Genomic DNA, 20,674 nt, shown 5'->3' on the forward strand with positions numbered 1-20,674 from the left:
CGTGCCCCGTACCGTCTCGTGCTTATAAGATATCGGCTCTCCTCCGCTGAGCCGCGTCATGACCGCGCCGTTGGGGATTTCCCAGCTTCGCCGCCTCGACACTGGACTAGACGCCCGGCATGCTCGCAGCATGAAACCGACGCTTCCCGGGCTTCTTCCAATTTCGCTCATTATGCTCACCGCTGTGCTGGTGGTGTGGCTGGGCTTCGCCGGCCCGCTGATATCGGAAACAGACGCCAAAGGATGGCTGGCCGTCGTCGAGAAATGGCAAACCCTGATTGGGGTTCTTGGGGCTTTCGGCGTTGGCTATTTGGCGGTGCGGCCAGTTTGGCGACAGGTGCGAATTCAGGGCGCCCAGGCGGCGATGCAGATGCTGCCCGTGATTGAGCAGGAGCATGAAGCCACGCAGAGAGACTTCGCGCTTTTGAGCGACGTTCTCGCAGTATTGCGGAACATCGACCACATGTACGACAAACTGACCGATGACGAGACGTACGATGATCGATTCTCGGTCGCTGAGGCCAGCACAAAGACCATCCTTGATTATCTCGACAATCTGCATTCTCCGCGTTGGGAAGAGTTCGTTGGCCGCCTGACGTTGACCAGACACGAACGGGTCGTTCGTCAGCGCTTGCACGGGACTATCAAGACAATCGTTTTTCCTATACGCGAGTTGAAGGACGGTCCGATAAGTTACGAAGGCGAGCACGGCGAATATTATGAAGATGACTCCGAGTTCGTGTCTCGGTCTGTCAACGTCGCAAAGGATACTGGCGAAAGGCTGCGTGCAGCTTACACAGCAGCGAGAGAAAGCGCCAATGCACGGTATTCTGATATTCGCGCTGCAGGCCGACGCTTGCACGTTTCGATAAATGACAGCACTTGAAACGGCGAGCGCGGCGCCGCGAACTAGGTTTTGTCGCCTCGCCTTTTGGCTTCAAACCATCCGCGAGTGGCCATTTGCATGGCATGATCTTTGAAGTGCTGCGCGTGGCAGCAGATGAGCTGCGGCAGGCCGCCCGTGGCGGCGCGTAGTTGGCGACCGACCGGGGCCATAGCCTTCCACCCCAATCTGCCGCAGCCACTTCGCGATAACGGCGACTCGAAAATAGCGACAAGACCAGCGCCGGAGCTTCCACCAGTCCCTCCGGTTGATGCGGGCAGTCTAGCAACTTGCAGGTCGTGGATTTTGGCGTCCTGGATGGCTGCTGATCGACGCGGCCCGCAAGGGGCCTTGGCTCCCACCGTTTCGCCCAGTCTTACTCGATTGAAGAGACGCGGATATTTGGCGGTTACACCGCTATCGCACGGTATCTCGCTGAAACTGCGGGTTCTCCGCTTGGTTGCGCCGCCCACAACGGTTCGCTTCCGTTGGCGAGCGCCATTGGCCATTAACCTCTGGGTGAGGATTTGCGGCAACAGCCCCTGAAATTCCCAAGAGCCCATTGTTTTAAAAGGACTATTTGACTCGCCTGCGGGAACTTTACGCTTGTTCATGTTCATGAAATCGCGCCATATAGTCGCATCGAGCGGGTTCCCATTTGATGTCGCCACTTCGGCCATTGCTGCTTGGATGCGTGCTGACCGCCCTGTCCGTGACAGGAGCGCTGGCGCAGCGCGTGATCGTGGTCGAAGAGAACGACGTCATCGCCAAGAGCTACGATCCGGTCAAAGGCTTCGACGCCGTCCACGACTACGACTACACCCAGGGTTTCTACGCCGCGGTCGTGTTCGACGACTTCAAGGCGGTGCCGGCAGCGGGCAAGGTCTATGACGCGTTGCAGGGCGGCATGATCACCTTCGGCGCGCCGGCCGGGCAGCGCCAGTCCGAGCTGAGCTGGATCTTCGGCCAGAGCATCTACACGCCGCAGCGCATCGAAAGCCCGGTGCGCCAGCCCGGCGACCGTCCGTTCGGCGGCTGGCTCTACACTGGCGTGACCTTGGCGCGCGAAAGCGGCCGCCGCCAGCTCGACACCTTCGAGATCGAGGTCGGCGCCGTCGGTGGCTCGGCTTCGCTGGCGCCCTGGGTGCAGAGCAGCTTTCACACCATCATCGGCTCGTCGATACCGCAGATCGGCAACTATCAGCTCGCCAATGAGCCCGGCATCCTGCTGGCCTGGGATCGGCGCTGGAAATTCGGCACCGAGTTCGGCAACGGCTTCGGCATGGACGTCATCCCCGCGGTCGGCGTCGCCGCCGGCAACGTCTTTACCTATGGCGAGATCAGTGGCCTGGTGCGCATCGGCCAATCGCTCGGCACCACCTGGGGACCGACCCGAATCCGCCCCTCGCAGTCCGGGGCATACTTCATGTCGACCAGTCCGGATGATCCGTGGTGGGGCTGGGATATCTTTGCCGGCGGAGCGGTGCGCGGTGTCGCCCGCAACATCTTCCTCGATGGCAGCACCTTCGCGTCGAGCCCGAGCGTGACCAAGAAGCCGTTCGTCACCGACCTGATCGCCGGCGCCGAGGTCTTCACCCAGAGCGGCTACAAGCTCGGCGCCTCGGTGACGCTGCGCTCGCCGGAATACAAGACCCAGCCCAAGAGCGACTGGTTCGGCTCCCTCGAGGCCGGCTTCCGCTTCTGATCGCGGCCGGTTGCTGACCGGAACCGCCTCCCACGCATTTGCAATCGGTGGCGGCTCATGAACAATGGGCCAGACCTGTCCAAGAGATTGCCGATGCCCGCTCCCCGCCCGCCTGCCTTCGAGACCCTCAGCCTTCATGCCGGCCAACACCCCGATCCGGTGACCGGATCGCGGGCCGTGCCGATCCACCAGACCACGTCGTTCGTCTTTCAGGACGCCGACCATGCCGCCGCGCTGTTCAACCTGGAGCGCGCCGGCCACATCTACACCCGCATCTCCAACCCCACCATCGCGGTGCTGGAGGAGCGGCTCGCCGCATTGGAAGGCGGCGTCGGCGCGGTCTGCACCGCGAGCGGCATGGCCGCGATGCATCTGGCGATCGCCACCCTGCTCGGCGCCGGCGATCACATCGTCGCCTCGGCCTCGCTCTATGGCGGCACCATCAACCTGCTGACGCATACGCTGCCGCGCTTCGGCATCACCACCACCTTCGTGAAGCCGCGCGACCTCGACGGCCTGCGCAAAGCGATCACGCCACGCACGCGGCTCGTGATCGGCGAGACCATCGGCAATCCCGGCCTCGAGGTGCTGGACATTCCCGCGGTCGCCGAGATCGCGCATGCAGCACAGATTCCGCTGCTGATCGACAACACCTTCGCCACGCCCTATCTCAGCCAGCCCGGCGCGCTCGGCGCCGACATCGTGATGCACTCGACCACCAAGTGGATCGGCGGCCACGGCATTGCGATCGGTGGCGCGATCATCGACGTCGGCCGTTTCGACTGGGAAAAGTCCGGCAAGTTTCCGACCCTGACGACGCCCTATGCCGGCTACCACGGCATCGTCTTCAGCGAGGAATTCGGCCCCGCCGCGTTCATCATGCGCGCCCGCGCCGAAGGGCTGCGCGACTTCGGCGCCTGCCTGTCGCCGACCAACGCCTTCCACCTGCTGCAGGGCGTCGAGACGCTGCCGCTGCGCATGCAGCGCCATGTCGAGAACACCGCGGCGGTGCTCGCCTTTCTGACCACCAACAAGGCCGTCGACTGGGTGATCCATCCCTCGCTGGAGAACCATCCCGACCATGCGCTGGCGAAGACGCTGCTGCCGCGCGGCGCCGGTTCGATCGTCAGCTTCGGCATCAAGGGCGGCCGCGCCGCAGGCCGCAAGTTCATCGAGGCGCTGCGGCTCGCCAGCCATCTCGCCAATGTCGGCGACGCCAAGACCCTGGTGATCCACCCCGCCAGCACCACCCATCAGCAGATGGATGCGGCCCAGCTCGCCGAGGCCGGCGTCGGCGAGGAGCTGGTGCGCCTGTCGATCGGCCTCGAAGCGGCCAGCGATATCATCGATGACTTTGCGCAGGCGCTGCGCGCATCCCAGAAGGCCTGACCATGCGATTGACCGTCGATGACGTAGAGATCTTCGCCGCCACCGGCGGCAAGCCGTTCGATCCGTCGCTGCCGCTGGTGGTGTTCCTGCACGGCGCCGGCTTCGATCATTCGATCTGGGCCCTGCCCGCGCGCTGGTTCGCGCATCACGGCCATGCGGTGCTGGCGCCGGACCTGCCCGGCCACGGCCGCTCCGCCGGCAAGCCGATCGCGAGCATCGAAGGGCTCGCCGACTGGACAGTGCGGCTGATCCATGCGGCCGGGGCGACACGTGCACGGCTTGTCGGCCACTCCATGGGATCGCTGATTTCCCTGGAGGCCGCCTCGCGCCATCCCGACACCATCGCGGAGATCACCCTGATCGCCGCCGGCGCCAGCATGAAGGTGTCGCCCGACCTGCTCGGCGCCGCCGAGGCCAACCAGCACGACGCCATCGACATGGTGTCGATCTGGGGACACGGCTTCCGTGCCTCGCTTGGCGGCTCGCGCGCGCCGGGGCTGTGGATGCTGGGCGGTGGCGAGCGCGTGCTCGAGGCGGCCGCGCCCGGCGTGCTGCACACCGATCTCGCCGCCTGCAATGCCTATAGCCGCGCGCTGGATGCTGCAGCTGGCCTGTCGATCCCGGCGACGCTGATCCTGGGCGAGCGGGACATGATGACCCCGCTCAAGGCCGGCACCGAACTCGCGGGCGCTATCAAGGGGGCGCGGCGCGTGGTGCTTCCCGGCGCTGGCCACATGCTGACCGCCGAGCGCCCCGACGAGGTGCTCGCCGCCCTCATCGGCTGACGCAGCACATAGCGCAGCAGGCGCGCCCGCCCGGACGCGGCCTGCTGCGGCGCGCGGTGCGGCGCCTACTTCTTCATCTCGTCCTTCTTCATGCCGTCCTTGCTCATGGTGTCCTTGGACATGTGGTCCTTGGACATATGATCGTCCTTCTTCATCCCGTCCTTGCTCATCGTATCCTTGGACATTGTATCCTTGCTCATGGTGTCCTTGCCCATCTTGTCCTGAGCGAAGGCCGCCGGCGCGAGCGCGAGGCCGAGCGAAAGAACGGCCGCGGAAATCCCGAGCGAGATGCGGTTGCTGAATGCCATGGTCGAAAATCCTCCAAAACCGGTGTGACGCGACGATCGTCGCCCTGATTGCTACGGCACTGGAGGATCGATGTTACGGTCGCGCCGAACATTCGGCGCTGATCCGTCGATGACGAAGTCGTGAACGGCGACGCACTGCAGCATGGACAAGGCCGTCACACGACGGCGGCACATTCTCTCAGGCGGCTTCGCCGTCGGCCATGCTGATGACCACGTCGGAGAACCGCTCGCCCTGGATCACGATGTGGTCGCGCAGGACTCGTGCGGCGAGTTCGCCGTCACCGGCGAGGATCGCCTGCACCGCCGCGGCGTGTTCCGTCAGCGACTGGCTGACCCGGTTGCGTGCCCGCAGCTGCATGCGGCGGTATGGCGACAGCCGCCGGTGCAGCCCGAGACATTGGTCGGTGAGAAACGTGTTGTGGCTCGCGCGGTAGATCGCTGCGTGAAAGGTGGCGTTCTCGAAGTAGTAGGCTTCGGCATCGCCGGCCTGCGCCGCCTGCTCGCAGGCTGCATGCGCCGCGGTGATGGCGGCCGCGTCCGCCGCGGTGTGGCGGCGCGCCGCCAGGCGGCCGCAGGCGGCCTCGAGCTCGGCCATGGTCTCGAACATTTCCACCAGGCGACGCGGATCCGGTGCGCTGACGATGGCGCCGCGCCGCGGCCGGATCTCGACAAGGCCGGTGGCGGCGAGATGCAGCAGCGCCTCGCGGATCGGCGTGCGCGACACCCCGAACTTGTCGGCCAGCACCGTCTCCTCGAGGCGCGTGCCCGGGGCCAGACGGCCGGTGACGATCTCGTCCTCGATGGCTTCGCGCAACCGCGACGGCTGTTTCATGGTCTTGATCTTGCCAACAAACCAAGGTCGAATGGTGTATACACGAAAGCCGGAATAGTATGCACTGAAAATCGGCACGCTCCCCCTCCGGCTGGGGCGCGGGGCCATGCAGGGTCAGGTGATGGCAAAGACGGCCGAGGCGCATGCCTTCCTCAATGACTTGATGCAGACGCTGACGGACCGCGGCCGCGCCTTGTTGCGGCGCACGCGAAGCCGGGCCGACAACACCGACCTGATCGAGCTTGCCGAGATGCTGCTGTCGCGCCGCGGCGAGGCCTCGGGCGTGATGCTGGCCCAGTCCCTGCTCGCGGGCTACGAGCGCGCCCCGCGCGAGGTTCGCCTCGAATTCCTCAAGGCGCTGGCCGACAAGTTTGGCCCGGACCAGGCGGAGCTCGATGCGGCAATGGAGGCTTGTCGGACGGCGCCGGACGCCGCCGCCATTCGCGCTCTGCACCATGCGACCGAGCCGCGGCGCCAGGAGCTGTTCCGCCGCCTTAATCTCGCGCCCGGCGGCACCTTTGCCCTCGTGCGCATGCGCGAAGAACTGCTCGACCACGTCAAGGCGCATCCCGAGCTCGCCGCGGTGGACGCGGATTTTGCGCACTTGTTCTCGTCGTGGTTCAACCGCGGCTTCCTCGAACTGAAACCCATCCGCTGGACCACGGCGGCCAATATTCTCGAAAAGATCATCCGCTACGAGGCGGTGCATCCGTTCGCCGACTGGAACGATCTCCGCAGCCGCCTCGAGCCGGCCGATCGCCGCTGCTACGGCTTCTTCCATCCACAGCTCGTCGACGAACCCTTGATCTTCGTCGAGGTGGCGCTGACCAGCGATATTCCCGCGGCCGTCGGCCCGCTGCTGGCGCAGAACCGCGACGCCATCGCCCCCGACAAAGCCACGACCGCGATCTTCTATTCGATCTCCAACACCCAGCGCGGCCTCGCCGGCGTGTCGTTCGGCCACTTCCTGATCAAGCAGGTGGTCGAGGACCTGAAGCGCGAGATGCCGGCGCTGAAGACCTTCGTCACGCTGTCGCCGGTGCCTGGATTCGCCGGCTGGCTGCGTCGCGAACGGGCAGCGGGTGACGCCTCGATGTTCGACGCGGAACAGCGCAAGACGCTGGCGCTGCTCGATGCGCCGCGCTGGTTCGATGATACGGCCGTGTGTGCGGAGATCGAGCAGTTGCTGTTGCCGGTCGCGGCCTACTACTTCCTGCATGCAAAAAATGCTGCGGGGCGTCCGGTCGATCCGGTGGCGCGTTTCCATCTCGGCAACGGCGCCCGGCTGGAGCGGCTGAATTTCCTGGGCGATCGCTCCGAGCGGGGGCTGAAGCAGGCGCACGGGCTGATGGTCAATTACCTCTACGATCTTGCCGCCATCGAGAAGAACCACGAAGCGTATGCCGAGAACGGCGATATCGTGACCTCGCCCGCCGTGCGGCGTTATCTGAAGGATTTTGCACCGCGAGATCTGGTGACGACGACCTGATGCGACGGAGATGTCGCAGCGGGGATGGCTGGGACTACAACCAAAAGACGTTTAAAACACCGAATCGAACTGGGGAGACAACGCTCATGCTTTCACGCCGCCATGTCCTGGCTTCGGCGCTCGCCGCGCCGGCCCTGCTGCGCTTCGGTCCCGCGCAGGCTGCCACCACGCTGAAGATCTCGCACCAGTTTCCCGGCGGCACCATCGACCAGGGCGACTTCCGCGACCGCCTGACGCGCATGTTCGCGGCGGAGGTCAGCAAGCGCAGCGGCGGCGAGATCGCCGCGGAAGTCTATCCGAACTCTTCGCTGATCAAGGTCAACGCCCAGTTCTCCGCCATGCGCAAGGGCGCGCTCGACATGAGCCTGTTCCCGTTGCCCTATGCCGGCGGCGAGGTGCCGGAAACCAACATCGGCCTGATGCCGGGGCTGGTGTCGAACTATGACCAGGGCCTGAGCTGGAAGACCAAGCCGATCGGCAAGGCATTGACCGACTTCCTCGCCGACAAGGGCATCATGCTCATCACCTGGGTGTGGCAGGCCGGCGGCGTCGCCAGCCGCTCGCGGCCGCTGATCGCGCCCGAGGATGCCAAGGGCTTGAAGGTGCGCGGCGGCTCGCGCGAGATGGACATGGTGCTGCAGACCGCCGGCGCCGCGGTGCTGTCGCTGCCGTCGAACGAAATCTACGCCGCGATGCAGACCGGTGCCTGCGACGCCGGCATCACCTCCTCCACCAGCCTGATCTCGTTCCGTCTGGAAGAGGTCTCGAAATATCTCACCACGGGCCGCGGCCAGTCCTACTGGTACATGCTCGAGCCGCTGCTGATGTCGAAGGCGATCTTCGACAAGCTGCCGAAGAACCAGCAGGACATCATTCTCGCCGTTGGTGCCGACATGGAGGCGTTCGGCAAGACCGGGGCGCAAGCCGACGACGCTGCGGTGGCCCAGGTCTATGAGAAGGCCGGGGCCAAGATCGCCGACCTCGACGCGGTCACCGTCGCGCAGTGGCGGGACATCGCCCGCGACACCGCCTGGAAGGACTATGCCGCCAAGACAGCGAATGCGGCCAATTTGCTGAAGCTCGCGTCCGACGTCGCGGCATGATGCATACTCTCGCGAAGACGGCGAGCGACGTGCGCACCGATCCGGTGCTCGCGGCGCTGTCGCGCAGCATGGCGCTGTGCAATCGCGTCATCGTCGCGCTGGCGTCGCTCGCCCTGATCGCCGCCTGCCTGATCCTCAGCTACAGCGTGCTGACCCGCACCCTGTTCAAGACGCCGACCTACTGGCAGGACGAGGCGGCGGTGTTCCTGCTGGTCGGCGCGACCTTCATGACCGCTCCCTACGTGCAGTTGCAGCGCGGCCATATCGGCATCGAGGCGCTGGTCGGCCTGCTGTCGCCGCTCGCCAACCGGATCCGGCTGTTCCTCGTTGATCTCGCAAGCTTCGCCTTCTGCGTGTTCTTCACCTGGAAGTCCTGGACGTTGACCCATGAGGCCTATGTCGACGGCCAGGTGTCGAACTCGATGTGGAGCCCGCCACTCGCCATTCCCTATGCCTTGATGGCGATCGGCATGACGCTGTTGTGCCTGCAGATCCTGCTGCAGCTGTGGGCGGCGTTCTACCGGGGACCCCGTCCATGAGCGCGCTTGGAATGGGGCTCGCCTACGGCGTGGCGACGCTGGTGGCGATGTTTTCCGGCATGCCGATCGCGTTTGCGCTCGGCGCCGTCGCCGTAGCGTTCATGGCGCTGTATATGCCGGCCGCGTCGCTCGATACGGTGACGCAGAACGTCTACGAGGAAATCGCCTCGATCACGCTGCTGTCGATCCCGCTGTTCATCCTCAAAGGCGCGGCGATCGGCAAGTCGCGCGCCGGCCAGGACCTCTACTCGGCGCTGCATGCCTGGCTGCATCGCATCCCCGGCGGCCTCGGCGTCGCCAACGTGTTCGCCTGCGCGCTGTTCGCGGCGATGGCCGGCTCGTCGCCGGCGACATGTTCGGCAATCGGCTCGGCCGGCATTCCCGAGATGCGCAAGCGCGGCTATTCCGGCGGCTTTGCAGCCGGCATCATCGCCGCCGGCGGCACGCTCGGCATCCTGCTGCCGCCGTCCATCACCATGATCCTGTTCGCGGTCGCCGCGGAAAAATCCCTCGGCCGCCTGTTCCTTGCCGGCATCGGGCCGGGCCTGTTGCTGGTGACGCTGTTCGGCCTCTACGCCGTGGTCCGCTTCCGCAAGGAGTACGCCACCGCCAAGGCGGCGTATGAGGCGACCGGCGCCTCCTCGCCGATCCTGGTGCAGGACAGCTACACCATGTCGGAACGCTTCAGCATGCTGCCGCGGGTGCTGCCGTTCGTGACGCTGCTGACCGGCGTGATGATCGCGCTCTATGGCGGCTATGCGACGCCGTCCGAGACCGCCGGCCTCGGCGGCCTGCTGGCGCTGGCGCTGATCGCGCTGATCTACAGCGTCTGGCGCCCGGCCGACCTTGCGCCGATCCTGTCCTCGACCATCCGCGAATCCACCATGCTGTTGATGATCATCGGCATGTCGCTGCTGTACTCTTACGTGATGAGCTACCTGCACATCTCGCAGTCGACGGCACAGGCGATCGTCGACATGCACCTGCCGAAATGGCAGCTGCTGGCCGCGATCCTCGCCATGGTGATCGTGCTCGGCTTCTTCCTGCCGCCGGTTTCCATCATCCTGATGACCGCGCCGATCATCCTGCCGCCGCTGCGCGCAGCTGGCTTCGACATCATCTGGTTTGGCATCGTCCTGACCATCGTGATGGAGATGGGACTGATCCACCCGCCGGTCGGCCTCAACATCTTCGTCATCCGCAACGTCGCCCCCGACATTCCGCTGCGCGAGGTGATCTGGGGCACGCTGCCATTCGTGCTGCTGATGTTCGGCGCGGTCGTGCTGCTGTGTCTCGTGCCGCAGATCTCGACCCTCCTGCCGGACCTGGTGATGGGACCGGAGGCGGCACGGTAGCTTTAAGCGAAGCGCCGCGCGCCGAACACGCACAGCACCACGACGGCGGTCACCGCGATCATCGCCGGCTCGACCGCCTCGTGCAGCAGCGTGGCCGCCAGCGCCAGGCCGAAGAACGGCTGCAGCAGCTGCAGCTGCCCGACGGCGGCGATGCCGCCGAGCGCAAGGCCACGGTACCAGAACACGAACCCGATCAGCATGCTGAACAGCGAGACGTAGGCAAGGCCAAGCCAGGCGGACTCAGTAATGCCCTGCGCCGACGACGGCCATGTCGCGAGCACGGCCGCAGCCATCACCGGCAACGACAGCACCAGCGCCCACGAGATCACCTGCCAGCCACCGAGCCGGCGCGACAGCCGGGCACCCTCCGCGTAGCCGAGCCCGCAGACCACGATCGCCGCCAGCATCAGGAGATCGCCGACGGACGCCGCGCCGACGCCCCGGCTCAGCGCAAAGCCCGCCACGCAGATGCTGCCGAGACCGGAGAACAGCCAGAACGGCGGTTGCGGCCGCTCACCTCCCCGCAGCACGCCGAACACCGCCGTCGACAGCGGCAGCAGCCCGACATAGACGACCGAGTGCGCCGAGGTGATGTGCTGCAGCGCCAGCGCGGTCAGCAGCGGAAATCCGACCACCACGCCGAGCGCAGTGATCACGAGCGGTACCAGATCCGCACGGGCGGGGCGCGGCTGGCGGAACGCGAGCAGCAGGCCGAGCCCCAGCAGGCCGGCAATGACGGCGCGGGCCACCGTCAGGAACACCGGATCGAAGCCGGTGACCGCGGCCCGTGTCGCCGGCAGCGACCCGCTGAAGATCAGCATTCCGAGAAAGCCGTTGATCCAGCCGGCCGACGTCTTGTCCATCTCGCACCCTCTCCTTGGCTCCGGCACAGTGCCGTGCGACGGCTGGCCGAGCCAGAGACAATGCAGTACAATTGGATCAAACTGTCATGGCCTCTTGAGCAGTACAGATGGACCTGGACACCCCGTTTGCAGACGATGGCGGCACCCTCGTCGCGCGCACCATGCACACCATCCGGCAGCGCATTGCTGACGCTGGCGCCCGGCGCACGGCTGCCCTCGATCCGCGCGCTTGCGACGACGCTGCAGGTGTCGAAATCGACCGTGGTCGACGCCTATGAGCGGCTCGCGGCCGAAGGCGTCATCCACGCGCGGCGCGGTTCGGGTTTCTACGTGGCGGCGCGCCTGCCGCCCCTGTCGCTCGCGGACCTCGAACCGCGACGTGACCGCGCGATCGATCCGCTGTGGGTGTCGCGGCAGTCGCTGGAGGCCGGCGCCGACGTGCTCAGGCCGGGCTGCGGCTGGCTGCCGCCGTCCTGGATGCCGGAAGCGAGCCTGCGCAAGGCGCTGCGCCGTCTTGCGCGCGACAGCAGCGGGGTGCTGACCGACTACGGTGCGCCGCTGGGCGCGCTGGCGCTGCGCCGGCTGCTGGCACGCCGGCTGAGCGGCCATGGCGTCGAGGCGTCGCCGGACCAGATCCTGCTCACCGATTCCGGCACGCAGGCCATCGACCTGCTGTGCCGCCTGCTGCTCGAGCCCGGCGACACGGTGCTCGTCGACGATCCCGGCTATTTCAACTTCCATGCCCTGCTGCGCGCCCACCGCGCGCGGATCGTCGGCGTGCCCTACACCCCGGCCGGTCCCGACGTCGAGGCGTTTGCCCGCATCGTCGCCGCTGCACGGCCCCGCCTTTATGTCACCAACGCTGCGCTCCACAACCCGACCGGCGCGACGCTGTCGGCCGTCACGGCGCATCGCGTGCTCAAGCTCGCCGAGCAGCACGACCTGACCATCATCGAGGACGACATCTTCGCTGACTTCGAAACCGAACCGTCGCCGCGGCTCGCCGCGTTCGACGGCCTCGCCCGTGTGGTGCAGGTCGGCAGTTTTTCCAAGACACTGTCGGCCTCGGTGCGCTGCGGCTACATCGCCAGCCGGCCCGACTGGATCGACAAGCTGATCGACCTGAAGATCGCGACGTCGTTCAGCAGCAGCCGTCTGTCAGCCGATCTGCTGCTCACCGTGCTGATGGATGGCACCTATCGCAAGCATATCGACGGCCTGCGCGTCCGGCTCGCGGCGGCCATGGGCGAAACCGCAAGCCGCTTGAAAAAGCTCGGGATCGTGCCCTGGATCGCGCCGAAGGCGGGGATGTTCCTGTGGTGCCGGCTGCCGGAGGGCCATGACGCGTCGGATCTCGCGCGCCGTGCGCTCGCTGACGGAATCGTGCTGGCGCCGGGCAATGCCTTCAGCCTGTCGCAGGCGGCCGGCCAGTTCCTGCGCTTCAATGTGGCGCAGTGCGCCGACCCGCAGATCTTCCGCAGCCTGGAGGCCGCATTGCGGTCAGCGTGATTTTTTCCTTACGTCCTGGCTTTGGCGTTGATCTTGGCGTTGAGCGCCGCGGCGACACGGCTGACCGGCGGCCGGCCGATCAGGCGGCTGACGGTGTTGGTGGCGGCCAGCAATTTGGGGAGGTCGATGCCGGTTGCGATCCCCATGCCCTGCAGCATGTAGACCACATCCTCGGTCGCGACATTGCCGGTGGCGCCCGGCGCATAGGGACAGCCGCCGAGCCCGCCGGCTGCGGCGTCGATCACCCGCGCGCCCTCCTCGAGGCCGGCATAGATGTTGGCGAGCGCCTGGCCGTAGGTGTCGTGGAAGTGCAAGGCGAGCTGCGCCATCGGCACCTCGGTCGCAACGGCGCGCAGCAGCGCGCGCGCCTTCGCCGGCGTGCCAACGCCGATGGTATCGCCGAGCGAGACCTCGTAGCAGCCCTGCTCCCACAGCGCCTTCGCCACTGCGGTTACGGCGGACGGCCGCACCTCGCCGTCATAGGGGCAGCCGAGCACACAGGAGACGTAGCCGCGCACCTTGATGCCGTCGGCCTTGGCGCGCGCCAGCACCGGCCTGAAGCGCTCGATCGATTCCTCGATCGTGCAGTTGATGTTGGCGCGGGAAAAGCCTTCGGACGCCGAGGCGAACACCGCGACCACCCGCGCCCCCGCCGCGATCGCCGCGTCATAGCCCTTCTCGTTGGGCACCAGCACATGGAATTCGCGGTCGGGATGATGGTTGACCGCGCGCAGCACCTGCTCGGAGCTCGCCATCTGCGGGACCGCCTTGGGCGACACGAAGCTGCCGACCTCGATGATCGGACAGCCGGCGGCCAGGAGAGCCTCGACGAATGCGACACGATCCTCGACGCTGATCGGCGTCTTCTCGTTCTGCAGCCCGTCGCGCGGACCGACCTCGACAATGCGGACCTGGTCGTTCATGGGCGTCATGTCTCTTTCGGCTTGATCTCGGCGATCTCAGCACCGACCTGCACGACGCCGGACGGCATGTGCGGCTTCCCCGTCGTCGCGATCGCGTGCGAAGCGGTCATGTCTGGCTCCAGGACGGCTTGCGCTTTTCGAGGAAGGCCGAAAGCCCTTCGCGTGCTTCGGACCTCGCCCGCATATCGGCGATCAGCTCTGCCGTCTCCATCAGCACGGCGTCGTCGATCGGCCGGCCGGCGACCGCGCCGACCAGCGCCTTGGCGGCCGCGCGCGCCTGAGGCGCACCGCCACGCAGTTGCTTCAACAGCTCGTCGACACGGCCATCGATGGCATCGGACGCGACCACCTCATGGATCAGGCCGATCCGTGCGGCCTCCGGCGCCGTGAACACTTCTGCCGTCTGGAAATAACGCCGGCCGACGCGCTGGCCGATCGCGCGCAGCACGTAGGGACTGATCACCGCCGGAACAAGTCCGAGCCGCACCTCGGACAGGCAGAAGGTTGCATCACTGGTGGCAATGGCGATGTCGCAGGCCGCCACGAGGCCGATGCCTCCGCCATAGACCGGCCCTTGCACGCGGGCGATGGTCGTCTGCGGCATGCGATCGAGCGCCGCCAGCATGCGCGCCAGCGGCTGGGCGTCCCGGACATTTTCCTCTCGTGTGAACGTCGACGCCTTCTTCATCCAGTTGATGTCGGCACCGGCGCAGAAGCTCCTGCCTTCACCTTGCACAACGACAACGGAGACATCGGTTGCCACCGCGAGCTCGTCAAAGGCGCGCCACAACCCGGCGATAAGCTCCTCGTCGAACGCGTTGTTGCGCTCCGGGCGGTTGAGCACGACGCGGGCAACGGCCCCGCTCTTTTCGATGCGCACGTTGCTGCTGGTCATGGTCACATCCTGAACACGGCGAACCGGGCTGGTTCGATCGGGGCCCTGCCCGCCGCGCCGTCACCAAGGGGGGCCGCGCAGAGCGCCAAAGATCCCTGAACTAAAGCAGGCCCGACAGCGCTGTCCAGCGTAACATCACACGGCACTCGGGCAGTAACCGATGTATACTGAAGGGGGATGGGTCCAGAGCCGCCGAGGCGGGTGGATAGCGCCGCTCCGGATCGAAGGGCACGATCAGTCTATCATCCCGGGCGCATCGGCCAGGGATCCATGCCGTCGACCAAGACGTTCGGAAACGCCGTCAGTGGGTCCAGGGTTCGCCGCGCCGGAAGGCAAAATTGTCGGCATAGGCCACGGTCCGGCGGGCCGACTCGTGGGCCTCCTGCACCTGGTAGGGAATGCCTTCCCGCTCGCAGTAGGCAACCGCGTCTTCGCGGGTATGAAAGCGCAGGGTCAGCTGCTGCTTCATGTCGCCGGAGCTGGTCCAGCCCATCAGCGGCTCAATCGTCCGCGGCTGCTCGGGCTCGAAATCGAGCTGCCATTCCCGGCTCTTGGCCTTGCCGGACTGCATGGCGTTCTTGGCGGGCTTATAGATGCGGGCCGTCATGGACGACAGAAGCTCCATCTCGTTGGGTCGGTCCTGCCCAGCGCCGGCGACCAAGCCATTGCGGGGACAGGCCGGGGAGTTTTATTGTACGATTCTGCGGTTTAACAGGGCTATTTTCCGGCAATATATTCGACGGGAAAGTCGGTTACAATCTTGCTGTCAGGCCGGGATCGGGCACGATCCCTCCATCGGTCCCCCTCACGACGTGGTCAACATGGACATCAGAGCGACACTTCCCGCCGCCGGCCGCGATCTTCGGCTCGACCTGTTCCGCGGCATCGCCAATTGGGCGATTTTCCTCGACCATATCCCCTACAACATCGTGAACTGGCTCACGACGCGGAACTACGGCTTCAGCGATGCCGCCGACCTGTTCGTGTTCATTTCCGGCTACACCGCGTCGTTCGTCTACGCCCGGATGATGATCGAGCGCGGCTTCGTCGTCGGCGCGACGCGGCTGATGAAGCGGGTGTGGCAGCTCTATGTCGCCCACGTCTTTTTGTTCGTGATCTACATCGTCACCATCGGCTATGTGGCGATCAAATTTCACGACCCGGACATCATCAACGAGTTCAACGTCGCAGGCCTGATCGACAATCCGATCGAAACCCTGACGCAGGGCCTGCTGCTGAAGTTCAAGCCGGTCAACCTCGACGTGCTGCCGCTCTACATCGTGCTGATGGGCGTGTTTCCGCCGATCCTGTGGCTGATGCTGCGCCATCCGGATCTCGTGATGTTCGCGTCGCTGATCCTGTATGCGGCGGCGCGACAGTTCGGCTGGAACCTGCCCGCCTATCCGGTCGGCACCTGGTACTTCAACCCGTTCTGCTGGCAGCTGCTTTTCATGTTCGGGGCCTGGTTCGCGCTCGGCGGTGCGCTGGAGTCGCGACCGATCATCCGTTCGCGCCCTCTGCTGATTGCCGGCCTCGCCTATCTGGTGTTCGCGCTGGTGATGACCATGGCTGGGCGCTTCGAGGCGCTCGGCAACCTGTTCCCGCACTGGCTGTATGACGCGTTCAATCCGAACGACAAGACCAACCTCGCGCCTTACCGCGTGCTGCACTTTGTCATCATCGCCTTCCTCGTCACCCGCTTCTTCCCGAAGAACTGGCCGGGCCTCGAATGGAAGGTGTTCGCACCGATGATCAAGTGCGGCCAGCAATCGCTGGAGGTGTTCTGTGTCGGCGTCTTCCTGTCGTTCGTCGGCCACTTTGTGCTGACGCTGAGCTCCGGCTCGGTGTTCGTGCAGGTCGCGGTGAGCGTCATCGGCATCGCCCTGATGACCGCCGTCGCCTACTATCGCGCCTGGTCCAAGCGCCAGGACAAGCCGCCGCCGCGGCCCAAACCCGCGCCGGCCGCCGCGCCTGAAACCAGCGCCGCCTGACCTGATGGGCCAACACGGCCCGGCCGGCGGTAGGCCGCTGGCGGGCCGTCCCGGCCCTTCACGGAACAGTGATGATCACGCGTGAGCCTGCGGGCGATCGCTTGCCGCTGTCCAGCGAAGCGTGTATCGAAAGCCCGCGAATGGCCGCTCGCGGAGAGTTCGAAGGACCGGAGGGCCATACGGCCTGAAACAATCGTCGGGGCATAGCGCAGTCCGGTAGCGCATCTGCTTTGGGAGCAGAGGGTCGCAGGTTCGAATCCTGCTGCCCCGACCATTCATACCGATGCCTTCGACACGAGAGCAAAATCGACGGCGGCCGTCACTTCCCGCCAAACAACGGGTGGGCGACCTTGTCGCCGGGCCGAATTCCCAGCTTTTTCGCCGTTCCGGCAATGACTTCGAGCACTCCCCGAACCGGCCCGCCGGAGGAGATGATCTTCTCGGACTGGACCTGGGTGTTTTCCGCGATCCGCAGGATCCGCCCGTCGGACTGGATGAAGATCATATCCAGGGGGATCAGGGTGTTCTTCATCCACATCGAGACCATCTGCTCGGGGTTGAAGTCGAACAACATGCCCTGCCCGTCCGGCAGCGACTTGCGGAACATCAGCCCTCGAGCCCGCTCCTCGTCGGTGCGCATCACCTCGACGGAAAATACCTGCACGCCCGCGCCGGTGATGATCTCCAGGGACTCCCGATCGGCTGCGGCAGCGCCGGAGGGAGCAAGAAGGACGCTCCCAAGCCACGCCAGTGCCGCCATCCACGCCATGGAGCGACGACGGCCGAAGACGCCGGAAAGCGAACGAAACCGAAATGTCATGATGGCCAACCTCGAGACAGACCCCTCAATCGGCCGCGTCGGGCCGATGCCGTCGGGAATAAGGCCTATGCTCTAGCGCGGCCTGGACGGCAGGTGAATACCGATCAAGCAGGTGGATGCGCACAATCTATTGAAGAGCACTTACTGAAGAGCGGCAATGGCTGCGCACAACCGGCCGGTCCGGACAACTGCCACACCCCTCGGGACGAGGCTCGTCGCTTCCGGATCAATCGCGCCATTCGTGATGTCCTGGCGGTTGCCGGGCGCTGTGCCCGGCACGAACCGCTCAGTGCGAGGACAGCCCGGGTGCGCCGGCCTCCGGCTGGATTTCCGCCGCCATCATCCCCTTGGAGCCGGGTCCATAACGAACCAGCACATACTGGCCGGGGCGCAGCTCGGTCATGCCATAGCGGCGCAGCGTCTCCATATGGACGAAGATGTCCGGCGTGCCCTCACCGCAGGTGAGGAAGCCGAAGCCACGCAGCCGGTTGAACCACTTGACCTGTGCCCGCTCGAGACCGCTGGTCGGCGTGACCGAGGCATGTGTGCGCGGCGGCGGCAACTGTGCCGGATGGATGGCTGTCGATTCATCCATCGACACGACACGGAAGGCCTGCAGTCCCTTCGTGCGCTGCAGGCATTCGACGACGATGCGTGCGCCCTCATACGCAGTCTGGAAACCGTCGCGCCGCAGCACTGTGACATGCAACAGCACATCGGGCCAACCGTTGTCGGGCACGATGAAGCCGTATCCTTTCGACGCGTCGAACCATTTGATCGCGCCGGTGATCTCGACAAGGTTGGCCGCGACACCTTCGGCCGCACCGATGAACGGGTCCGCGGCAGTGCCGCGATCCCGGCTGGCGAACTCGGCTGCACCGAGTCCCCTTGGATCTAGACCGCGCGATCCGGGCCCGCCTGATGCCGGCCCTCCCGGCCTCTTGGACTCAAAACCGTCCGACCCCATCTCCCCGGACCTCACACCAGCAAACGCGGTCAGCCACCGCGCTCCATCTACGACACCAAGCGACGCCCTGCGCCATCGAAGTTCTTGCATCATCACGGTTCGTCATGATCGCAAGCCTCGACCGAAGACACCGCTTTCGCGCCACTGTTAACTTCGATGAAACCAGCCGTGGCGCGCGCGAATCTCGTGATTCGACGATAACACTCCTCGACGGCGCGCAAAGACAAAAAACTCTCGCGTCGCCAGCTATGAACAGCCTTGCGCGTTTGCGAATCAATTCGGCAGATCAATTGCCCACAAAGGGAGCCAGCGTCTCGCCGATGTCGTGTCGGATCACGAGATCGGCGAGATCGTCCTGCTCGGTGGGATCATTGTTGATAATCACCAGGCGGGCTCCGGAGTTCCGCGCCATGATCGGAAATCCTGCTGCTGGCCACACCACCAGCGAGGATCCGATCGCCAGGAACAGATCACAACTGCGCGCGAGCTCGGCGGCGCGGCGCATCTCAGTCTCCGGCATGGCCTGGCCAAACGAAATGGTTGCAGTCTTCACCGGTTGATCGCAAACGGTGCAGTCGGGTGCCCGCCCATCGGTGTCGAACAGCTGCTTCACCCAGGCGAGTTCGTAGCGCTTGCCGCAGCCGATACAGCAGGCATAAGTGGTGTTGCCATGCAGCTCGACGACGTGCTCCGCGGCAATCCCCGAATCCTGATGCAGATTGTCGATGTTTTGCGTGATCACCGTCGGCACCTTGCCGGCACGATAGAGTGCCGCCAACGCCCGATGGCCACGCCCGGGTTTTGCAGCCGCGAAAGTGGACTGCATGGCGAAGCGGCGGCGCCACGCCTCGTCGCGCGCCTGCTGGCTCGCAACGAACTCGTCGAACGGGATCGGGCGATGGCGTGTCCACAAGCCGCCGGGCGAACGGAAATCCGGGATGCCGGTCTCGGTCGAGATCCCGGCGCCGGTGAACGGCACGATCATCGCTGCCTCGGCGATCATGTCCCCGAGCTGCTCGATCCCGCTGGCCAGGCTGCTGGCAATCATCCGACGCACCTGCTCGATACGACAATCCACAACAGTGGCGCAGCCTGGGACATTTGCAAGTTCAACTCCTGCAAATTTAACACCTGCAAATTCAACACCTGTAAGCTTAGCACCTGCCTCGTCCTTCCTCGCGCCACTGCGATCATCGCAGATAGGTGCGCACCTCCGACAGCGCAATGCCCGCGGCGCAGATGCAAAAAGGGGCCGAAGCCCCTTCAAGACGTTCCGGGATCGATGCTGCGATGACGGTTCAGGCGGCCTTGAGTTCGCCGTCGTCCCCCCGCGCCGTATCGTCCTTCCTCGGCTTTGCCGCAGGCGCAGGCGATTTCTTCGCCGGCTTGCCGTACTGCGACAACCGCTCGAGCTCGGCCTCGAGTTCGGCCTGGCGGGCCGCAACCTTCTCGATGAGCTTCTCGGCGGCGAGGTCTCGCAGCGTCGCAAGCTCTTCGATGCTCAGAGTCTCCAAGTCGAACTTCGTCTCGAACTTCGTGTCGAACTTCGCCATTCTGGCCTCCCATTGACCCTATGGACGTATCGTGAACGCCGTCGGCTGACAAGGAAGCCTGAGGCTTATCCACGACAGGATCATACGCCGCCTCCTGGCGACAATCGCAGACGTCGCTGGGCCTTGACGCGGCAATGCCGCGCGCCAAACGGTGAAGGCGCGCCACCTGCCCTTCGCCGTGTTTTGCTGCTATGGACGTCGCGCGGTCAGCCAACCGGCCGGAATTCAGACATTGTTCGCAAAAGGACAAGACACATGCGTTACCTGCACACGATGCTGCGCGTTCACAAGCTGGACGCCGCGCTCAAATTCTATGTCGATGCGCTCGGCCTGAAAGAAGTTCGCCGCATCGACAGCGAGAAGGGCCGGTTCACGCTGGTGTTCCTGGGCGCGCCTGACGACGACGCCATCATCGCCCAGTCGCCTGCGACGCGTGGCGCGCCGGTGGTCGAACTGACCTACAACTGGGATGAGGAGAAGTACGGCGAGGACCGCTTCTTCGGCCATCTCGCCTATGAGGTCGACGACATCTACGCGACCTGCGAGCGCCTGATGAAGCTCGGCATCACCATCAACCGCCCGCCGCGCGACGGCAACATGGCCTTCATCCGCTCTCCTGACCTGCACTCGATCGAGCTGCTGCAGAAGGGCGAGCCCAAGCCGGCGCAGGAGCCGTGGGCTTCGATGCCGAATGTCGGTCACTGGTAGGCGCGGCCGCCTCCAGGATTCAATAACCGGGCTGATCCGCTTTCGGATCGCCAAACC

General features: G+C 65.3%; 21 protein-coding genes and 1 tRNA gene. 12 read left to right on the top strand and 10 right to left on the bottom strand.

Annotated elements, in window-relative coordinates; genetic code table 11:
• Positions 1-58 precede the first annotated feature (58 nt).
• The 4 genes from AB4Z37_RS22445 to AB4Z37_RS22460 all read left to right on the top strand — a co-directional run bounded on the left by AB4Z37_RS22445 (position 59) and on the right by AB4Z37_RS22460 (position 4,762).
• The gene (locus tag AB4Z37_RS22445) at positions 59-886 is read left to right on the top strand and encodes a hypothetical protein (protein ID WP_441518956.1); all 828 of its coding nucleotides are present in this window, start codon (positions 59-61) and stop codon (positions 884-886) included.
• Positions 887-1,544: 658 nt separating this feature from the next.
• The gene (locus tag AB4Z37_RS22450; RefSeq protein ID WP_441518957.1) at positions 1,545-2,588 is read left to right on the top strand and encodes a lipid A deacylase LpxR family protein; all 1,044 of its coding nucleotides are present in this window, start codon (positions 1,545-1,547) and stop codon (positions 2,586-2,588) included.
• A 93-nt stretch (positions 2,589-2,681) separates the two neighbouring features.
• The gene (locus tag AB4Z37_RS22455) at positions 2,682-3,977 is read left to right on the top strand and encodes an O-acetylhomoserine aminocarboxypropyltransferase (RefSeq protein ID WP_441518958.1); all 1,296 of its coding nucleotides are present in this window, start codon (positions 2,682-2,684) and stop codon (positions 3,975-3,977) included.
• A gap of 2 nt (positions 3,978-3,979) precedes the next feature.
• On the top strand, positions 3,980-4,762 hold the full coding sequence (locus AB4Z37_RS22460; protein ID WP_441518959.1) for an alpha/beta fold hydrolase: 783 nt from the start codon (positions 3,980-3,982) through the stop codon (positions 4,760-4,762).
• A gap of 65 nt (positions 4,763-4,827) precedes the next feature.
• Here the strand turns inward: AB4Z37_RS22460 and AB4Z37_RS22465 are convergent, their stop codons facing one another.
• Both AB4Z37_RS22465 and AB4Z37_RS22470 read right to left on the bottom strand, forming a co-directional pair.
• On the bottom strand, positions 4,828-5,070 hold the full coding sequence (locus AB4Z37_RS22465; RefSeq protein ID WP_441518960.1) for a pentapeptide MXKDX repeat protein: 243 nt from the start codon (positions 5,068-5,070) through the stop codon (positions 4,828-4,830).
• A 178-nt stretch (positions 5,071-5,248) separates the two neighbouring features.
• Positions 5,249-5,902 (bottom strand): GntR family transcriptional regulator, encoded by a 654-nt coding sequence (locus AB4Z37_RS22470; protein WP_441518961.1) that lies wholly within the window; start codon positions 5,900-5,902, stop codon positions 5,249-5,251.
• Positions 5,903-6,023: 121 nt separating this feature from the next.
• On the opposite strand from AB4Z37_RS22470, the gene AB4Z37_RS22475 reads away from it, so the two are divergent.
• The 4 genes from AB4Z37_RS22475 (at position 6,024) to AB4Z37_RS22490 (ending at position 10,388) form a co-directional block, all read left to right on the top strand.
• Entirely contained in the window at positions 6,024-7,391 is a 1,368-nt protein-coding gene (locus tag AB4Z37_RS22475) for a malonyl-CoA decarboxylase (RefSeq protein WP_441518962.1), read from the top strand.
• Between the two features lie 86 nt (positions 7,392-7,477).
• The gene (gene dctP / locus AB4Z37_RS22480) at positions 7,478-8,494 is read left to right on the top strand and encodes a TRAP transporter substrate-binding protein DctP (protein WP_441518963.1); all 1,017 of its coding nucleotides are present in this window, start codon (positions 7,478-7,480) and stop codon (positions 8,492-8,494) included.
• Entirely contained in the window at positions 8,491-9,033 is a 543-nt protein-coding gene (locus AB4Z37_RS22485; RefSeq protein ID WP_441518964.1) for a TRAP transporter small permease, read from the top strand. The genes dctP and AB4Z37_RS22485 overlap by 4 nt, the downstream gene beginning before the upstream one ends.
• Positions 9,030-10,388, top strand: a complete 1,359-nt coding sequence (locus AB4Z37_RS22490; RefSeq protein ID WP_441518965.1) for a TRAP transporter large permease — start codon at positions 9,030-9,032, stop codon at positions 10,386-10,388. Before AB4Z37_RS22485 ends, AB4Z37_RS22490 begins: the two co-directional genes overlap by 4 nt.
• 2 nt (positions 10,389-10,390) lie before the next feature.
• Here the strand turns inward: AB4Z37_RS22490 and AB4Z37_RS22495 are convergent, their stop codons facing one another.
• Positions 10,391-11,251, bottom strand: a complete 861-nt coding sequence (locus AB4Z37_RS22495) for a DMT family transporter (protein ID WP_441518966.1) — start codon at positions 11,249-11,251, stop codon at positions 10,391-10,393.
• A 135-nt stretch (positions 11,252-11,386) separates the two neighbouring features.
• On the opposite strand from AB4Z37_RS22495, the gene AB4Z37_RS22500 reads away from it, so the two are divergent.
• The gene (locus AB4Z37_RS22500; protein WP_441518990.1) at positions 11,387-12,760 is read left to right on the top strand and encodes an aminotransferase-like domain-containing protein; all 1,374 of its coding nucleotides are present in this window, start codon (positions 11,387-11,389) and stop codon (positions 12,758-12,760) included.
• Positions 12,761-12,768: 8 nt separating this feature from the next.
• On the opposite strand, the gene AB4Z37_RS22505 is transcribed toward AB4Z37_RS22500, so the two are convergent.
• The 3 genes from AB4Z37_RS22505 to AB4Z37_RS22515 all read right to left on the bottom strand — a co-directional run bounded on the left by AB4Z37_RS22505 (position 12,769) and on the right by AB4Z37_RS22515 (position 15,185).
• Positions 12,769-13,683 carry a hydroxymethylglutaryl-CoA lyase gene (locus tag AB4Z37_RS22505; protein ID WP_441518967.1) on the bottom strand — a complete coding sequence of 305 codons (915 nt, stop codon included), beginning with the start codon at positions 13,681-13,683 and terminating at the stop codon, positions 12,769-12,771.
• 106 nt (positions 13,684-13,789) lie between these two features.
• Positions 13,790-14,578 (bottom strand): enoyl-CoA hydratase/isomerase family protein, encoded by a 789-nt coding sequence (locus tag AB4Z37_RS22510; protein ID WP_441518968.1) that lies wholly within the window; start codon positions 14,576-14,578, stop codon positions 13,790-13,792.
• A 301-nt stretch (positions 14,579-14,879) separates the two neighbouring features.
• Positions 14,880-15,185: an ETC complex I subunit gene (locus tag AB4Z37_RS22515; RefSeq protein ID WP_441518969.1), complete on the bottom strand. Its 306-nt coding sequence runs from the start codon at positions 15,183-15,185 to the stop codon at positions 14,880-14,882.
• 214 nt (positions 15,186-15,399) lie between these two features.
• On the opposite strand from AB4Z37_RS22515, the gene AB4Z37_RS22520 reads away from it, so the two are divergent.
• Positions 15,400-16,569: an OpgC domain-containing protein gene (locus tag AB4Z37_RS22520; RefSeq protein WP_441518970.1), complete on the top strand. Its 1,170-nt coding sequence runs from the start codon at positions 15,400-15,402 to the stop codon at positions 16,567-16,569.
• Positions 16,570-16,766: 197 nt separating this feature from the next.
• A tRNA-Pro gene (locus AB4Z37_RS22525) sits at positions 16,767-16,843 on the top strand.
• Positions 16,844-16,888: 45 nt separating this feature from the next.
• On the opposite strand, the gene AB4Z37_RS22530 is transcribed toward AB4Z37_RS22525, so the two are convergent.
• The 4 genes from AB4Z37_RS22530 to AB4Z37_RS22545 all read right to left on the bottom strand — a co-directional run bounded on the left by AB4Z37_RS22530 (position 16,889) and on the right by AB4Z37_RS22545 (position 19,909).
• The gene (locus tag AB4Z37_RS22530) at positions 16,889-17,389 is read right to left on the bottom strand and encodes a DUF192 domain-containing protein (protein ID WP_441518971.1); all 501 of its coding nucleotides are present in this window, start codon (positions 17,387-17,389) and stop codon (positions 16,889-16,891) included.
• A 286-nt stretch (positions 17,390-17,675) separates the two neighbouring features.
• Entirely contained in the window at positions 17,676-18,356 is a 681-nt protein-coding gene (locus AB4Z37_RS22535) for a cold-shock protein (RefSeq protein WP_441518991.1), read from the bottom strand.
• 286 nt (positions 18,357-18,642) lie between these two features.
• A complete protein-coding gene (locus AB4Z37_RS22540; RefSeq protein ID WP_441518992.1) occupies positions 18,643-19,404 on the bottom strand; it encodes an SIR2 family NAD-dependent protein deacylase in 762 nt (253 codons plus the stop codon).
• Positions 19,405-19,654: 250 nt separating this feature from the next.
• On the bottom strand, positions 19,655-19,909 hold the full coding sequence (locus AB4Z37_RS22545; protein ID WP_441518972.1) for a hypothetical protein: 255 nt from the start codon (positions 19,907-19,909) through the stop codon (positions 19,655-19,657).
• 255 nt (positions 19,910-20,164) lie between these two features.
• Here AB4Z37_RS22545 and AB4Z37_RS22550 point away from each other — a divergent pair, with 255 nt between their 5' ends.
• Entirely contained in the window at positions 20,165-20,617 is a 453-nt protein-coding gene (locus tag AB4Z37_RS22550; RefSeq protein WP_441518973.1) for a VOC family protein, read from the top strand.
• The last annotated feature ends 57 nt before the right edge of the window (positions 20,618-20,674 follow it).

It is taken from the genome of Bradyrhizobium sp. 2TAF24 (genome assembly GCF_052115025.1).
In the GTDB taxonomy this organism is placed as follows: Bacteria; Pseudomonadota; Alphaproteobacteria; order Rhizobiales; family Xanthobacteraceae; genus Bradyrhizobium_A.

Bases quoted from the DNA above. Each gene is read 5' to 3' on its own strand.
- AB4Z37_RS22535 (WP_441518991.1), bottom strand. From the start codon at position 18,356: ATGGGGTCGGACGGTTTTGAGTCCAAGAGGCCGGGAGGGCCGGCATCA.
- AB4Z37_RS22455 (WP_441518958.1), top strand. From the start codon at position 2,682: ATGCCCGCTCCCCGCCCGCCTGCCTTCGAGACCCTCAGCCTTCATGCC.
- AB4Z37_RS22475 (WP_441518962.1), top strand. From the start codon at position 6,024: ATGGCAAAGACGGCCGAGGCGCATGCCTTCCTCAATGACTTGATGCAG.
- AB4Z37_RS22485 (WP_441518964.1), top strand. From the start codon at position 8,491: ATGATGCATACTCTCGCGAAGACGGCGAGCGACGTGCGCACCGATCCG.
- AB4Z37_RS22500 (WP_441518990.1), top strand. From the start codon at position 11,387: ATGGCGGCACCCTCGTCGCGCGCACCATGCACACCATCCGGCAGCGCA.
- AB4Z37_RS22530 (WP_441518971.1), bottom strand. From the start codon at position 17,389: ATGACATTTCGGTTTCGTTCGCTTTCCGGCGTCTTCGGCCGTCGTCGC.
- AB4Z37_RS22540 (WP_441518992.1), bottom strand. From the start codon at position 19,404: ATGATTGCCAGCAGCCTGGCCAGCGGGATCGAGCAGCTCGGGGACATG.
- AB4Z37_RS22445 (WP_441518956.1), top strand. From the start codon at position 59: ATGACCGCGCCGTTGGGGATTTCCCAGCTTCGCCGCCTCGACACTGGA.
- dctP (WP_441518963.1), top strand. From the start codon at position 7,478: ATGCTTTCACGCCGCCATGTCCTGGCTTCGGCGCTCGCCGCGCCGGCC.
- AB4Z37_RS22515 (WP_441518969.1), bottom strand. From the start codon at position 15,185: ATGACGGCCCGCATCTATAAGCCCGCCAAGAACGCCATGCAGTCCGGC.
- AB4Z37_RS22495 (WP_441518966.1), bottom strand. From the start codon at position 11,251: ATGGACAAGACGTCGGCCGGCTGGATCAACGGCTTTCTCGGAATGCTG.
- AB4Z37_RS22490 (WP_441518965.1), top strand. From the start codon at position 9,030: ATGAGCGCGCTTGGAATGGGGCTCGCCTACGGCGTGGCGACGCTGGTG.
- AB4Z37_RS22505 (WP_441518967.1), bottom strand. From the start codon at position 13,683: ATGAACGACCAGGTCCGCATTGTCGAGGTCGGTCCGCGCGACGGGCTG.
- AB4Z37_RS22470 (WP_441518961.1), bottom strand. From the start codon at position 5,902: ATGAAACAGCCGTCGCGGTTGCGCGAAGCCATCGAGGACGAGATCGTC.
- AB4Z37_RS22550 (WP_441518973.1), top strand. From the start codon at position 20,165: ATGCGTTACCTGCACACGATGCTGCGCGTTCACAAGCTGGACGCCGCG.
- AB4Z37_RS22450 (WP_441518957.1), top strand. From the start codon at position 1,545: ATGTCGCCACTTCGGCCATTGCTGCTTGGATGCGTGCTGACCGCCCTG.
- AB4Z37_RS22460 (WP_441518959.1), top strand. From the start codon at position 3,980: ATGCGATTGACCGTCGATGACGTAGAGATCTTCGCCGCCACCGGCGGC.
- AB4Z37_RS22510 (WP_441518968.1), bottom strand. From the start codon at position 14,578: ATGACCAGCAGCAACGTGCGCATCGAAAAGAGCGGGGCCGTTGCCCGC.
- AB4Z37_RS22545 (WP_441518972.1), bottom strand. From the start codon at position 19,909: ATGGCGAAGTTCGACACGAAGTTCGAGACGAAGTTCGACTTGGAGACT.
- AB4Z37_RS22465 (WP_441518960.1), bottom strand. From the start codon at position 5,070: ATGGCATTCAGCAACCGCATCTCGCTCGGGATTTCCGCGGCCGTTCTT.
- AB4Z37_RS22520 (WP_441518970.1), top strand. From the start codon at position 15,400: ATGGACATCAGAGCGACACTTCCCGCCGCCGGCCGCGATCTTCGGCTC.